Origin of the sequence: Mesorhizobium sp. INR15 (assembly GCF_015500075.1) — a bacterium.
In the GTDB taxonomy this organism is placed as follows: Bacteria; Pseudomonadota; Alphaproteobacteria; order Rhizobiales; family Rhizobiaceae; genus Mesorhizobium.
This window is the reverse complement of sequence record NZ_CP045496.1, coordinates 2,121,901-2,136,246: the sequence shown is the minus strand read 5'-3', so window position 1 is coordinate 2,136,246 and position 14,346 is coordinate 2,121,901. Positions and strand designations below refer to the sequence as shown.

Annotated in this window: 12 protein-coding genes; 2 read left to right on the top strand and 10 right to left on the bottom strand. The window is 61.9% G+C overall.

The genetic code is table 11. The annotated features are described in order from the left end of the window. Positions 1-64 precede the first annotated feature (64 nt). Positions 65-1,615, bottom strand: a complete 1,551-nt coding sequence (locus GA829_RS10400; protein ID WP_195178408.1) for a cation:proton antiporter — start codon at positions 1,613-1,615, stop codon at positions 65-67. Between the two features lie 125 nt (positions 1,616-1,740). Between GA829_RS10400 and GA829_RS10395 the strand changes: the two genes are divergently transcribed. Continuing rightward, on the top strand, positions 1,741-2,367 hold the full coding sequence (locus GA829_RS10395; RefSeq protein ID WP_195178407.1) for a glutathione S-transferase family protein: 627 nt from the start codon (positions 1,741-1,743) through the stop codon (positions 2,365-2,367). A gap of 60 nt (positions 2,368-2,427) precedes the next feature. On the opposite strand, the gene GA829_RS10390 is transcribed toward GA829_RS10395, so the two are convergent. From GA829_RS10390 to GA829_RS10350, 9 genes are all read right to left on the bottom strand, one after another. After that, entirely contained in the window at positions 2,428-3,492 is a 1,065-nt protein-coding gene (locus tag GA829_RS10390; RefSeq protein ID WP_195178406.1) for an ABC transporter ATP-binding protein, read from the bottom strand. Between the two features lie 15 nt (positions 3,493-3,507). Beyond that, positions 3,508-4,299, bottom strand: coding sequence for an ABC transporter permease (locus tag GA829_RS10385; protein ID WP_195178405.1), 792 nt, complete (start codon positions 4,297-4,299; stop codon positions 3,508-3,510). Continuing rightward, entirely contained in the window at positions 4,296-5,210 is a 915-nt protein-coding gene (locus GA829_RS10380) for an ABC transporter permease (protein ID WP_195178404.1), read from the bottom strand. Before GA829_RS10380 ends, GA829_RS10385 begins: the two co-directional genes overlap by 4 nt. A gap of 66 nt (positions 5,211-5,276) precedes the next feature. Further along, a complete protein-coding gene (locus tag GA829_RS10375) occupies positions 5,277-6,383 on the bottom strand; it encodes an ABC transporter substrate-binding protein (RefSeq protein ID WP_195178403.1) in 1,107 nt (368 codons plus the stop codon). A 243-nt stretch (positions 6,384-6,626) separates the two neighbouring features. After that, the gene (locus tag GA829_RS10370; RefSeq protein ID WP_195178402.1) at positions 6,627-7,799 is read right to left on the bottom strand and encodes an iron-containing alcohol dehydrogenase; all 1,173 of its coding nucleotides are present in this window, start codon (positions 7,797-7,799) and stop codon (positions 6,627-6,629) included. 19 nt (positions 7,800-7,818) lie between these two features. Next, a complete protein-coding gene (locus tag GA829_RS10365; RefSeq protein WP_195178401.1) occupies positions 7,819-9,207 on the bottom strand; it encodes an aldehyde dehydrogenase family protein in 1,389 nt (462 codons plus the stop codon). 189 nt (positions 9,208-9,396) lie between these two features. Then, entirely contained in the window at positions 9,397-10,767 is a 1,371-nt protein-coding gene (locus GA829_RS10360; protein ID WP_195178400.1) for a glutamine synthetase family protein, read from the bottom strand. A gap of 97 nt (positions 10,768-10,864) precedes the next feature. Further along, positions 10,865-12,403, bottom strand: a complete 1,539-nt coding sequence (locus GA829_RS10355; protein ID WP_195178399.1) for an amino acid permease — start codon at positions 12,401-12,403, stop codon at positions 10,865-10,867. 22 nt (positions 12,404-12,425) lie between these two features. Beyond that, positions 12,426-13,247, bottom strand: coding sequence for an N-formylglutamate amidohydrolase (locus GA829_RS10350; protein ID WP_195178398.1), 822 nt, complete (start codon positions 13,245-13,247; stop codon positions 12,426-12,428). 143 nt (positions 13,248-13,390) lie between these two features. Here GA829_RS10350 and GA829_RS10345 point away from each other — a divergent pair, with 143 nt between their 5' ends. Next, positions 13,391-14,218, top strand: coding sequence for a MurR/RpiR family transcriptional regulator (locus GA829_RS10345; RefSeq protein WP_195179595.1), 828 nt, complete (start codon positions 13,391-13,393; stop codon positions 14,216-14,218). Positions 14,219-14,346: the final 128 nt, after the last annotated feature.

The window sequence follows — 14,346 nt, the reverse complement described above, 5'->3', positions numbered from 1 at the left end:
ACCGATTCCAGAACAGTCGGGTATCCCTAGCGCGGCGAAAATGGGCGCGAAGGGTCAGGCTGTTTTACGTTGTGAGTGACTGAAAACGGCCGGCGGGCGATGCCGCCAGTTCCGACCAGTCGATTTCCTCTTCCAGGCGGTGATAGGCCTCGTCACCGATCGTCCCGTTGCGGCGCAACTCCTCGAGCGTGTCGCGCTGGCGGTTGATGGCATAGAGGCGCAGCCGGTCGTATTCGGTCGCCGCCTGGGCATCGTCAGGGTTTTCCGCGATCAGGCGCTGAGCCTCGTATTGTTCGCGCACGACAGCCGCCGCGGCCGACGTCTTGCGGCTCAGCACGTCGAGCGCTGCCTGCATGACGGCGACGCGCGCCTGCGCCACCTCATTGTCGACCGTTCTGTCCGGATCGAAGTCGAGTACCCGCAGCAAAGGCTTCAGGCTCATGCCTTGCAGCACCAGCGTGCCCAGAACGACCGCGAAGGCGGCGAGCACGATGGGGTCGCGGCCCGGAAAATCGGCCGGAAGGGCAATGGCCACCACCAGCGTCACCAGGCCTCGCATGCCGCACCATCCGACCAGTATGGCACCGCCAAATGTCGGGGCATCGCGCCTTTGCTCTTCGCTGCCGAAACGGGCGAACCATCGTATGACCGCAACGTAGCCCGCCACCCAGACGAGGCGCGCCACGATGACGACCGCCAGCACCGTTGCGGCGAAGAGAAAGGCTTTGCCTTGCCCGTCGCCGGAGAGCCGGCCAATGATCGACCGCGCCTGCAACCCCATCAGCACGAACGCCAGCACGTTGAGCACGAAGACCGCCGTTTCCCAGACCGAATAGGTGCTGACACGCCGCCTTGCCGACATGCGGCGCGGCGCCCTGCGCGCAATGGTCATGGCGTAGACGACGATGGTGATGATGGCGGACAGGCCCAGCCTGTCGGCGAGGATCCACACGGCGAACGTTCCGGCGAACTGCACCACCGTGCTGCTGGCCGCGTCCTCGATCCGCGAGAGCGTCAGCAGCGAGAGCCGGCCAAGCAGATAACCCGCGACCAGGCTGCCGATCGTCGACAGCAAGATCACCGGAACGGCGTTGCTTAGCATGATCGTGCCGAGCGCCGCCGACACAGCCAACCGGTAGATCAGCAGCGCGGTCGCATCGTTGAGCAGGCTCTCGCCTTGCAGGATGGCGGTGATGCGGTGCGGCACCTTGAACTGGCCAAGCACCGCGCTTGCCGCCACCGCATCCGGCGGGGCAACGATGGCGCCGAGCGCGATCGCCGCCGCGATTGGCAGGCCAGCCATCTTCCAGCCGACAAAGGCAACCACCGCGGTGGTGAAGACAACGGCGCCAAGCGCAAGCAGCACCAGCGACAGCCTGTAGCGCTTCAGATCGCGCAGCGAGGTGTCGTAAGCGGCGTCCAGAAGCACCGGCGCGATGAACAGGGCAAGCGCCAGCTCCGGATCGATCTGGATCGTCGGTGCGCCGGGCACGAAGGCTATACCCACTCCGGCCAAAGCCAGCAGGGATGGATAGGGAATCTCCAGCCGCCGCGACAGCGCCGTCAGCGCAACAGCTGTGAGAAGGAGGACGAGGGTTAGTTCGAAAAGAGCCATGGTCCGTTATATCCGGGAAGCGGAACTATCGGCAGTGGCAATGCATGTGGAAGCTGTTGATGGGTCATCATGCAAGACTGTCTGGCAGTAGGCCGCAAGCCGCCTGATGGCGTACAAATCGCGGCATGATCCTCATCGGCCAGTATGACTCGCCCTTCGTTCGCCGCGTCGGCATCGCGCTGACCCTTTATGGCATCACTTTCGAACACCGCCCGTGGTCGGCCTTCGGCGATGCCGACAAGATCCGCCCCTACAATCCACTGACGCGAGTGCCTACCCTGGTGCTGGACAATGGCGAGGTGCTGATCGAGAGCCACCTGATGCTTGACTACCTGGACAGCCTTGTGCCGGAAGATCGCAGGATGTTTCCGCCAGAGGAGCCGGCGCGTCATAAGGCGCTGAAGGTCTCGGCCCTGGCGACCGGGCTTGGCGACAAGGCTGTCAGCCTGTTCTACGAGACACGGCTGCACGACAAGGTCTCCGATCCATGGGTCGAGCGCTGCCGCGCGCAGATCGAAAATGTACTGGCTATGCTGGAAGCCGATCGTGCGGTAAGGCCCTCACCCTACTGGTTCGGCGACCACATCGGCCACGCCGATATTGCCGTCGCCGCCGTGCTCTGCTTCATCGGTGAAGCGCATCCGGGTCTGGTGCCGCTCGCAGGCTACCCCGCCTTGGCAGCCCATGCCGCACGGATGGAGGCTTTGCTTGTCTTCAAGACCGTGATGCAGCCATTCATTGCACCGGCTTGAGGCGGTCCGACCTCGCGCTGACGCGAGTGCAGGCCAGCATCACCTGAATATCGATATAGGCTAGTGCAGCACCAGCATATCGCTCGACGAGAATGAAATCTCGGCCTTCTCGCCAACAGCTGGCGGCGGAGCGGCCGGGCTGTTGAACGTATCGAGCGAGACGGTGTTGTTGCCAATGCCGACGCGAACCCGGATGACCGAACCGAGGAAATGCACCTCGGAGATTTCACCTGACAGGCTGGAGTCACGGCCGGGCTGGCGGCCAAGCGAGATCGCTTCGGGCCGCAGCGCCAGCGACAGCGTATCCCCTGACTTGGAGCCGTTCAGCTTGCCCTTCAGCGAGACCTGCTCGGAATTGACCCGCACCGTGCCAGCCGCGGCATCGGTGACCGTGCCTTCAAGTACGTTCAGCGTGCCGACGAAATTGGCGACGAACTTGGTTGCCGGACGGTTGTAGATCTCGAATGGCGTGCCGACCTGCTCGGCCTTGCCGCCATACATGACGGCGATGCGGTCGGAGATCGACAGCGCCTCTTCCTGGTCATGCGTGACGAAGATGGTGGTGATGCCTAGCTTCTTCTGGATCGAACGGATTTCCTCGCGCAGCGACACGCGCACCTTGGCGTCAAGCGCCGACAGCGGCTCGTCAAGCAGCAGCAGCTTCGGCTTCGGCGCCAGTGCACGGGCAAGCGCGATGCGCTGCTGCTGTCCGCCGGAGAGCTGGTAGGGATAGCGGTCGCCCATCTGCGGCAGCTTGATGATGTCGAGCATCTCAGTGACGCGCTTGTCGATGTCGGCCTTGGGCATGCCGGCGACCTTCAGGCCGAAGCCGATGTTCTGGGCGACGGTGAGGTTCGGAAACAGCGCATAGGCCTGAAATACCATGCCGACATTGCGCTGGTTGGGCTTGAGCCGGGTGATGTCCTTGCCGGCGACGACGATCTTGCCGGCCGATGGCTCCTCGAAGCCGGCGACCATGCGCAGCACCGTCGTCTTGCCGCAGCCGGATGGCCCGAGAAAGGAGACGAATTCGCCCGGTTCGACGTCGAGGTTGAAATCCTGCACCACGGTGGTGGCGCCGAAGGATTTTCGCACATGCTGGATTGATAGAAATGGCTCGGCCATGGCTTTTTCTTTCGATTAGTTCGGGCGGTTCGCCGATCTCGGCGCGAAACGGGACAGGATCTGGATCAGCGACATGCAGCCCCAGGTGATGGCGAAGGCGATGATGGCAAGGGCTGCCGGCTCATAAGCGCGGTTGGCGCCGATGTTCTGCAGGTAAGGACCAAAGGCCGGCCGGTTGAGCAAGCTTGCCATGGTGAACTCGCCAATGACGATCGCGAAAGTCAGGAACGCGCCCGACAAAACCGCGATCAACACATTGGGCAGGATAACCCTTGTGACGATCGTCGACCAGCCGGCACCAAGAATCTGCGCCGCCTCGGTCAACGTGCGCACATCGATGGTGCGCAGACCGGTGTCCACCGCGCGGTACATGTAGGGCAGTGCCAGCGTCGCGTAGCCGATGACCAGCAAGGCGTTGGTGCCGGTATCACTGGCCAGGAACGGCAGTGGCGAATTCGAGCCATACATTCTGATATAGCCGAAGACGATGACGATAGCCGGAATGACCAGCGGCAGAAGCGTGATGAACTCGACGATGGGGCGCAGCTGCGGCAGGCGCAGCCGGATCCAGTATGCCGCCGGCACCACGATCAGCACGCCAAGAATGATGGTGAAGACAGCCGCGAGCACGGAATAGCCGAAGGTCGCCTGGAAGCGCGCATCGCCCAGCACGACCTGATAGGCATCAAAGGAATAGACACCGCGCCGCATGCGCATGGAGAATTCCACGGTGGCGATCAGCGGGATGAAGAAATAGGCGGCGCCCAGCGCGAAGACGACCCAGGCCCAGAACTTTCCAGACTTCATTTGAGCCACCTCTCCGAGCGGGTCCGGAACCAGATGTAGAAGACATTGGCAAGGCCGGTGATGAAGATCATGCCAAAGGCAATCGCATAGCCGAGATGGGCATTGTGCAGCACGTCACCGCGGATCTGCGCGTAGAGCAGGATCGGCACGATGTTGAGCGACGAGCCGGTCAGCGCATAGGCGGTGGCGATGGCGCCGAAAGCATTGGCGAAAAGCAGGATGACGGTGCCGAGGAAGCTCGGCCAGATCACCGGGATGACCACCATGCGCCAGAATTGCGACTGCGTGGCGCCAAGCGTCGCGGCCGCCTCGCCCCATTCCTTCTTCAGACCGTCGATAGCCGGCACGATGATGACCACCATCAGCGGGATCTGGAAGTAGACATAGGTCAGCGTCAAACCCCAGAACGACAGGATGTTGAAGCCGTGAGCGTAGATGTTGAGGCCAAACAGGGTGTTCAGGATGACCGTCGCGAGGCCGAGGCGGCCCAGCGTGGCGATAAAGGCGAAGGCCAGCGGCACGCCGGCGAAATTCGAGGCAACACCGGAGAAGGTCAGTGTCGCGGAGCGTATCCACTCCGGCAGGCCACCGCGCACGATGGCAATGGCAATGGCAAGACCGGCGAAGGCGCCGATCAATGATGAGGCAAGGCTGACCTTGATCGAAATCCAGTAGGCGGCAACGATCGAAGGCTGCGCCAGTGCTGCAATGTTTTCGAAGGTGAACTCGCCCGCATCATTCTGGAATGCGCCCAGCATCAGGTAGAGCGTGGGCAGGATCAGGAACATGATGGCGAAGATGAAGAACGGTGCGACGCCAAGCCATTGCGTCGGCAGCCTGAGGCTGCGCGCCTCGGCGGGGGGCGCTGTCTTTCCGGTAACAGCGTGGTCGGACAATGAGATATCGGTCATGCGCCGGCTACCGTCTTCGAGAGAAGGACCGGGCGGCCTCGAGGCCGCCCGGCATGGTGTGTCAGTTTACTTGACGTTGGCGCCGACAACGGCGTCCCAGTTCTTGGTGATGGCTTCCTTCGACTTGCCCTGCTCGTCGAGGGTCGGGAACACCGCCGCTGCGTAGGATTCAGCCGGAGGCATCTTGGCCAGCATTTCCGCCGGGATCTTGCCCTTCTTGGCGAGATCGTTGAAGCGGATCGGGTGGCAATAGCCCTTGAGCCAGCCAAGCTGGCCTTCGTCGGAGTAGAGGTATTCCAGCCAGAGCTTGGCTGCGTTCGGATGCGGCGCGTAGGCGCTGATCGCCTGCACGTAGACGCCAGCGACAACACCGGTCTTCGGCACGACGACGTCGACGGGCGGGTTGCCCTTCAGCGTGTCGCGGCCGGCGAGCGCGTTGTAGTCCCAGGTGATCAGGATCGGGGTCTGGCCCTGAGCGAGCGTCGCGGCCTTGCCGATGACCGGCACGAAATTGCCAGCGGCGTTGAGCTTCTTGAAGAAGTCGAGACCAGCGGTGCCGGCGGCTTCACCAGCAGCGGCGCCCGTCGACAGGCCAGCGGCATAGACGCCCTGGATGGCCTGGTTCGAAGCGCGCGGATCGCCAGCGAGCGCGACGGTGTTGGCGAATTCCGGCTTCAGAAGATCGGCCCAGTCAGCCGGCGCTTCCTTGACGATGTCCTTGTTCACCTGGAAGGACAGCACGCCGTAATAGTCGCCGGTCCAGTAGCCTTCAGCATCCTTGGCGCTGTCGGGGATCGAGTCCCAGGTCGACACCTTGTATGGCTGGATCAGGCCGTCTTTCTTGGCCGACGGGCCGAAGGACAGGCCGACGTCGATGACGTCAGGCGCCTGCGGGCCCTTGTTGTCCTTGTTGGCCTTGATCGCCTCAACTTCGTCGCCGGAGCCGGCATCGGGGTTGAGTTCGTTGACAGTGATTTCCGGATACTTCGCCTTGAAGCCGGCGATGACGTCGCCGTAACCGCACCAGTCATGCGGCAAAGCGATGGTGGTGAGCTGGCCTTCGGCCTTTGCAGCCTTGACGAGATCGTCCATCGAAGCAGCGGACGAAATCACCGACGACACCATCAGGGTCGCGGCCGAAAGGGAAAGCACTTTCCCCGTGAATTTGAACATGTGTTCTCTCCGTTGAACTGACGCCGTTGGACGCCTGCGATCCGGTATCGTCTTCATGTGACAGCCAGATGAAAGCTTTGTGAAACCGGGTGCTCGCAGTACGAAAAAGTAAACTCTTTTTAACCTGATGTAGCAATCGCCTCGCGATTCTTTTTCCGGCTAATTAGTTTTTGCCTTGCCCTTCATCCTCCCCCCTTGTTTCTCTACCCCTTTTTCAGATCAACTCCCTGCGCGAAAAACGCCTCAAATCTCGCCGGCGATGGCGTTTTCGAGCAAGCTCAGCGCCGCCTTCTTGGTCAGCTTGATCGGATTGCCCCCCGCGGTCGGGTCGACGACCGCCATGTCGGCGATCAGGCCCTTGCGCTTCTTGTCCATGTCCAGCCCCTTGATCAGCCCGGGCAGCGCATGCGGCACCTTCAATTCCTTGCGCAGCTTCATGATCGCCTTGGCGAAGCCGTCAAAGCCGCCCTTGATGCCGCAATAGGCGGCCAGACGCGCGATGCGCTCCTCGATGGCGTCACGGTTGAAGGCGAGCACGTAAGGCATGAACACGGCATTGGTCATGCCGTGATGGGTGTCGTAGAGCGCGCCGACCGGATGCGACAGCGAGTGGATGGCGCCCAGCCCCTTCTGGAAAGCGGTAGCCCCCATCGCGGCGGCGCTCATCATATGCGCGCGGGCGACAAGGTCCTTGCCGTTGGCATAGGCCTTCGGCAGGTTTTCAAAGACCAGGCGAACGCCTTCGACGCCAATGCCGTCGGCCATTGGGTGATATCCCGGCGCGCAATAGGCCTCGAGACAATGTGCAAGCGCGTCCATGCCGGTGCCGGCGGTGATGAAAGCAGGCATGCCGACCGACAGTTCCGGATCGGCGATCACGATCGCCGGCAACAGCTTCGGATGGAAGATGACCTTCTTGGTGTGCGTCGCCTCGTTGGTGATGACACCGGCGCGGCCAACTTCCGAGCCGGTGCCGGCCGTGGTCGGCACGGCAATGATCGGCGCGATCGCATCCGAGTTGGCGCGCGTCCACCAGTCGTCGACATCCTCGAAATCCCACACCGGCCTTGTCTGGCCGGCCTGGAAGGCGATCAGCTTGCCCAAATCGAGCGCAGAGCCGCCACCGAAAGCGATGACGCCGTCATGCTTGCCCTTCTTGAACACGGCAATGCCGGCGGTGAGATTGGACTCGACCGGGTTCGGCCTGACCTCGGAGAACACCCCATAAGGCACCTTGGCGTCGTCGAGGATCTTCAGGGTCGAGGCGACGACCGGCAGTTTCGCCAGGCCCGGATCGGTGACGAACAGCGGCCGCTTGATGCCGGTGGCCGCAAGCACATCGGGCAGTTCCTTGATGCGCCCGGCGCCGAATCGGACAGTGGTGGGGTAGTTCCATTTGGAGATGAGTTTGGACATTCTTTTGTCTTTCGAAAAATCAGATGGCTTCGCGCAGATGGAAGGACTTCGGCCTTGTCAGATTGTCATAGCCGATGGCTGACAATGCGGCACCCTTGCCGGTGTCCTTGACGCCGGTCCAGACCAGCGCCGGGTCGAGATAGTCGCAACGGTTCATGAACACGGTGCCGGTCTCGACACGGTCGCCGATCGCCACCGCATGCTCGGTGTCGGCGGTCCAGATCGAGGCCGTCAGTCCATAGGGACTGTCGTTCATCAGCGCGATTGCCTCTTCGTCATTGCGCACCTTCATGATGCCGACGATCGGGCCAAAGCTCTCCTCGCGCATGACGCTCATCTGGTGGTTGACCTCGGTCAGCACTTCCGGCGCCAGGTAGGGTGAACCTTCCCTGTCGTTAGCCACCTTCATGTTGATATGCGCCTTGGCGCCCTTGCGCAGCGCCTCGGCCTTCTGCTCGCGGATCAGGTCGGCGAAGCGCGCATGCGCCATCGGACCCATCGTGGTTGCCTGCTCGAGCGGGTTGCCGACGACGTAGTTCTTCGTCTCGGCGATGAAGCCTTCGACGAACTGGTCATAGACCTTCTCATGCACATAGACGCGCTCGATGCCGCAGCAGCACTGGCCGGAATTGTAGAAGGCGCCGTCGACCAGATTGGCGACCGCATGGTCGATCTTGGCGTCGGCCAGCACATAAGCCGGATCCTTGCCGCCGAGTTCGAGACCGAGCGACATGAAAGTGCCAGCCGCCGCCCTTTCGATGGCGCGGCCGCCGCCGACCGAGCCGGTGAAGTTGACGTGATCGATCTTGCCCGAGCCGAGCAGCTTCTCTGTCTGCCCATGGTTCAGCACGACATTCTGGAACAGGCCCTTGGGCAAGCCGGCCTTGTCGAAGGCCTGCTGGAAACGCTCGCCGACCAGCAGCGTCTGCGCCGCATGCTTGAGGATGACGGCATTGCCGGCCATCAGCGCCGGCACGATGGTGTTCACGGCAGTGAGGTAAGGATAGTTCCACGGCGCGATCACCATGACCACGCCGAGCGGGTCCTTCTTCACATAGCGGCGGAACCCGTCCTTCGGATTGGAAGCCGGCACGGACTTGAGTGCCGCTTCGGCGATCTCGACCATGTAGTTGGTGCGTTCCTTGACGCCGCCGAACTCGCCGCCATAGCGCACCGGGCGCCCCATCTGCCAGGCGATCTCCGGCACGATCTCATCGGTCATCGCCACCAGCACTTCCAGCATGGCCAACATGTACTTGCCGCGCTCGACGATTGGCGTCTGCGCCCATTTTGCCTGCGCTGCCTTGGCGCGTTCGACCATCGCGCTGATCGCCTGGTCCGTCGCGACGGGCCGCTCGGCATAGATCGAGCCATCGATGGGGGATATGAGTTTGACCGTTTCGGTCATTTTGTAAGTCCTCGCACTTTGTAACAATTGAAAATCACATGGCTTGGCGCTGCCCCTCATCCGCCTTCCGGCACCTTCTCCCCGTATAGAGACGGGGAGAAGGACGAAACTCCTGAGTCGGCGCCCCCCTCTCCCCGTTCTTCACGGGGAGAGGGTAAGGGTGAGGGGCAGCACCGACGTCGCCAATGTCTAGTACCGCTCAAACCCGCGATGCAGTTCCCAATCCGTAATGCGCCGGTCGTATTCGAGCTGCTCCCAGCGCGCCGTGTGCACATAGTGCTCCAGCACGTCCTCGCCGAAAGCCTGCTTCAGCATTTTCGACTTCGTCAGCGTCTCGGTCGCATCGCGCAGCGTCTTCGGAATCTCCGGCAGGCGCGACGCCTGATAGGCATCGCCAACGAACGGCTTTTGCAGCTCCAGCTTCTCATCGATGCCGGCAAGTCCGGCGGCGATCAGGGCCGCGAAAGCCAGATATGGATTGAGGTCGGCGCCGCCGATACGGCATTCCATGCGGATACCCTTGGTGCCCTCGCCGCATAGCCGGAAGCCGGCGGTGCGGTTATCCTCGCTCCACATGATCTTGGTCGGCGCGAAAGTCCCGGCCTGGAAGCGCTTATAGGAATTGATGTAGGGCGCCAGGAACCAGGTGAATTCCTTGGCGTATTTGAGCTGGCCCGCCGCCCATTGCTGGCCAAGCGTCGACAGCGTCCAGTCGGCGTTCTTGTCGAAGAACAGCGCCGTCTTGCCATCGGCGCTCCACAGCGAATTGTGAATGTGGCTGGAATTGCCGGCCAGCCCGTAATTGTACTTGGCCATGAAGGAGATGGCCTTGCCTTCGGACTCTGCGATCTCCTTGGCGCCGTTCTTCAGAATGACGTGACGGTCGGCCATGTCGAGCGCCTCGGCATAGCGCACATTGATCTCTTCCTGGCCCGGACCCCACTCGCCCTTGGAGTTCTCGATCGGGATGCCGGCCGCTTCCATCTCGTTGCGAAGCCGGCGCATGACGCCTTCTTCCTTGGTGGTGATGCCGATCTGGTAGTCGCCGATATAGGGCGAAGCCGTGTCGAGGCCCTGCCAGTGCTTCTTGCGGGCGGAATCGTAGGTCTCGCTGAACAGATAGAATTCGAGCTCGGAGGCGAAATAGCCGATATAGCCGCGCTCCGTGAGGCGCTTGACCTGCTTCTTCAGCATGGCGCGCGGCGAATGCGGCAGGTCGTCATGAGTGTGGTGGTCGAGCACGTCGCAGATCACCAGCGCCGTCTTTTCCAGCCACGGAATGCGCCGCAGCGTCGCCAGGTCCGGCTTCATGACGAAGTCGCCATAGCCCTTCGACCAGCTTGCCGCCTTGTAGCCGGGCACCGGCTCCATATCGATGTCGGCGGCCAGCAGATAGTTGCAGCCATGCGTCTCGTCATGGGCGGAATCGACAAAATACTGCGCCAGGAAACGCTTTCCCGCCAACCGGCCCTGCATGTCGACGATGCAGGCCAGCACGGTGTCGATCTCACCGCTGGAGACCGCTTTCTTCAATTGATCGAACGAGAAATTTCCGGCCATTCTTTTGGCACTCCAGCGCTAGGCGTTTCGGATTTGACGACGTTGAATGGGAACAAAAGCCGTGGCGAGCGAACCCGCCACGGCCTTGGTCGGTTGTTTATGCGGATTCGCCGACCGCCTTCTCAGCGGCTGCGATGGTCGCCTTGCGCTTGGCGATTGCCGCCTCACCGATGGGCGGACCCTGGAAGCGGCGGTTTTCGACAGCGAACCACAAAACGACCAGCAGAACGATCAAGCCGATGGCATAGTTGATCAGGATGTCGAAGGGCGGCTGGATGCCTGCATACATCAACACCAGAACACCAAGCATGGTGATGACGGCGAACGGCTTCGACCAGATGCCGAGCCGGAACGGTCCGAATTCGGTCCAGCTCTTTCCTTCGGCGAAAAATCCGGCCGCTATCGGCATGGCATAGGAGACGTAGAGGAAGAGAGCGCAGCCGGCTGCAAGCGCCGCGAAAGCCGGCGAATAGAGCGTGGCGGCGATCGACAGCACGACGCCGAGCCAGATAGCCGGGACTGGCGTGCGCCAGGTCGGCGAAACCTGCTTCCATAGCGACGACCCCGGCAGACCTCCGTCACGCGAAAACGCGAAGATCATGCGCGAAGTCGAAGTGAGGCCGGCCAGTGCGCAAAGATAGTTCGACAGCACGATGCAGATGCCGAGCAGATTCTTCAGCCAGGTTGGCGCCGGGAGATTGTTGAACAGGTTGAACCAGGCATTGCCGCCGTCCTTTGCGGTGGCCACGAGATCGGGGCTGGCGATGACGAAGGAGACTGCCATGACAAAGCCGAAGACAAGAGACCACAGGACGGCGTGGATCATGCCTCTGGGTACCGCGACGCGGGCATTGTGCGTTTCCTCGGCGGTGTGCGCCGAAGCGTCAAAGCCGGTGATCGTATAAAGCGGGTAGAGAAGGCCTATCAGGAAAGCCACCAGCGCCGTGCGGGCGGTGGGAACATAGGCGCCACCGGGATCGCCGGTCGTGTTGACGAAAGTTGTAAACCGCGAAAGATCGAAGCCATGCGCGCCCCAGATCAGGAAGGTCAGCGTCAGAACGACCGCGACAACCAGGATTAGATAGCCCGAAAAGTCGGTCAGCATCGTCGTCGTTTTGATGCCGAGATGATTGAACAGGCCCTGGGTGACGGTGATGGCGACGACTGCCGCGGTTTGCTGCCAGAAGCCCCAGGCTGATGTGTCCAAGCCGAAGATCGGTCCCGCGACGAGCCCCTGAAACAGCAGATAGACGCCGACATTCACGGAGGCGACGACGAAGATCAGGCCGAGCAAATTAATCCACGCTGTTGCCCAGCCCCACCCGCGCCCGCCGAGAATCGAGGACCAGTGGTAGAGGCCGCCAGCGGTAGGGTAGGCAGAGCCGATCTGGCCGAGCGAGGCGGCGACGACAAGGGCGAAGAGCCCGCCGATGACCCAGCCGATAGTCGCCTCGAAACCGCTGCCGGTTCCCATCGCCAGCGGGAATGAGGTGATGCCGCCGGCCAGAATGCAAATGATCGAGAAGGAAATGGCGAAGTTGGAGAAACCGCTCATGCGGCGAGCCAATTCCTGGGCGTAGCCCATACTGTTGAGGATCTTCACATCCTCCGATTTTTCATGTTCTGTAGGTGCCATTTTGAAGTCCCCTATTGTTTTCTTAGCTAGCCGATTGAACTGACTTTCCGACTGAATGCGACCTGGGGTGTCCAGCCTCCTCGTATGGCTCCAGATCCGAAAAAATGCCTGTGAGCAGATCCGCCCATTTCCGCTGCCCGGCTTCGCCGGAAATTTCGTCGTTGCGGATTTCGATCATCGCACAGGGCAGCCCGCGCGAACGCGCATGCCGTTCCAGCGTGAAATAGACGCGGTCATCAGGCGAATACGGCTCATTGATGCCGACCGTGACACCGGCGAGCCGCTTCAGCGCCGAGATCAGCGGCGCCGCAAGCCGGCGGTCGTCATCATGAATGATGCCGATGTGCCAGGGCCGGTTGCGGCCCTTGTAGACTGGGGTGAAGGAATGGACCGAGACCAGCCTGGTCTCCTGCCCGCGCGCCAGCCTGTCGGCAATGACGCCCTCGATGGCGCCATGAAAAGGTTGCCATGATAGAGCAATGCGCTCGGCGCGCTGCTTGTCCGACAATCCGGCATTGCCCGGTATGACGGTGGTCTCGCTGACCGGTGGCACCAGATCGGGCGCGTCGAGCGGACGGTTGCAGTCGATCACCAGACGCGAAATGCGGGTTTCGACCAGCGTTGCATCGAGCGCCTCGGCCATGCGGCGGGCGACCGGCAATGCGCCGGGGTCCCAGGCGATGTGGCGCGACAGGTCTTCGGTGGCGAGGCCGAGCGTTCCGAAATGGGCCGGCAGGAAATTGGAGGCGTGATCGCAGGTTAATACGAAGGGGCTCGACCCGCCGGGGTTCATCACCCCTACGGTATCAGCCGTTGCAAGGCTGGCGGGCCGTGCTTTCTCCATACTCTGCCGTCCCCGGGAGCGCTGTATCGTATGTTACGTATTTTGCCTCATTGCGTCCCTACGGATGATTTCATACAGTTTGGTTGGCTTTGTCAAATGCGATTTCGCAAAAGGCGATGGGCCAGATCAGAGGTGGGGAAAAGATGATTTCCAGCATTGCCGAATTGATCGCCGACCGCATCGGCACGATGCCCGCCGGAGAACGGCGCGCGGCACAGACGCTGATCGCCAACTACCCGCTGATCGGCCTCAAAACTGTCGCCGAATTCTCGGCCGCGGCCGGCGTGTCCTCACCAACGATCCTGCGTTTTGTCGCTAGGCTGGGTTTCCAGAATTATCCGGAATTCCAGACCACCTTGCAGGACGAACTGGCGGCGCAATTGCAGTCGCCGGCAACCCGCACGCTCAATCCACCGTCGCCGGACGGCAGTGCGGTGTCGCCGATGCTTGAGGCCACACTCGACAACATGCGCGAGACATTCAGGCATCTCTCCGACAAGCAGCTTGCCGACATTGCCAGCAAGCTCGCCGACCGGCGCGGCAAGACATTCCTGGTCGGCGGCCGCTTCACCGATCCGTTGGCGCGTTACATGGCCGCCCATCTCGCCATCATCCAGGCTGATGTCTTTCATCTCGCCGGCCAGGAAAGCATCTGGCGCGACCGGCTGATCGACATGGGCAAACGCGATGTGCTGGTGATCTTCGATATCCGGCGCTACCAGGAAAGCCTGATCCGTTTCGCCGAGAAGGCGCATCAGCGCGGCGTGCAGATCGTTCTGTTCACGGACCAATGGCTGTCGCCGATCGCGCGCTTTGCCCGCCATGTGATTGCCGGGCGCACCGCGGTGCCGTCGGCATGGGATTCCTCCGCCGCCCTTTTTGTCGTCGCCGAAACGCTGATCGGCGCCGTCACCCGGCAACTCGAGGTAGACGGCGCCAGGCGCATCCGCGAAATGGAAAATCTGCGCTAGCGGCTGCCGCGCAAGCCTTCGCCCAGCTGGCCCGATCGGCGAGTTCCGGATGACGCTAACGTCAAACGTTACGCATATTTAATGTGCGCGAGCACTGGAGAGTTGTCATAAAGGCGCGATATCGGGAT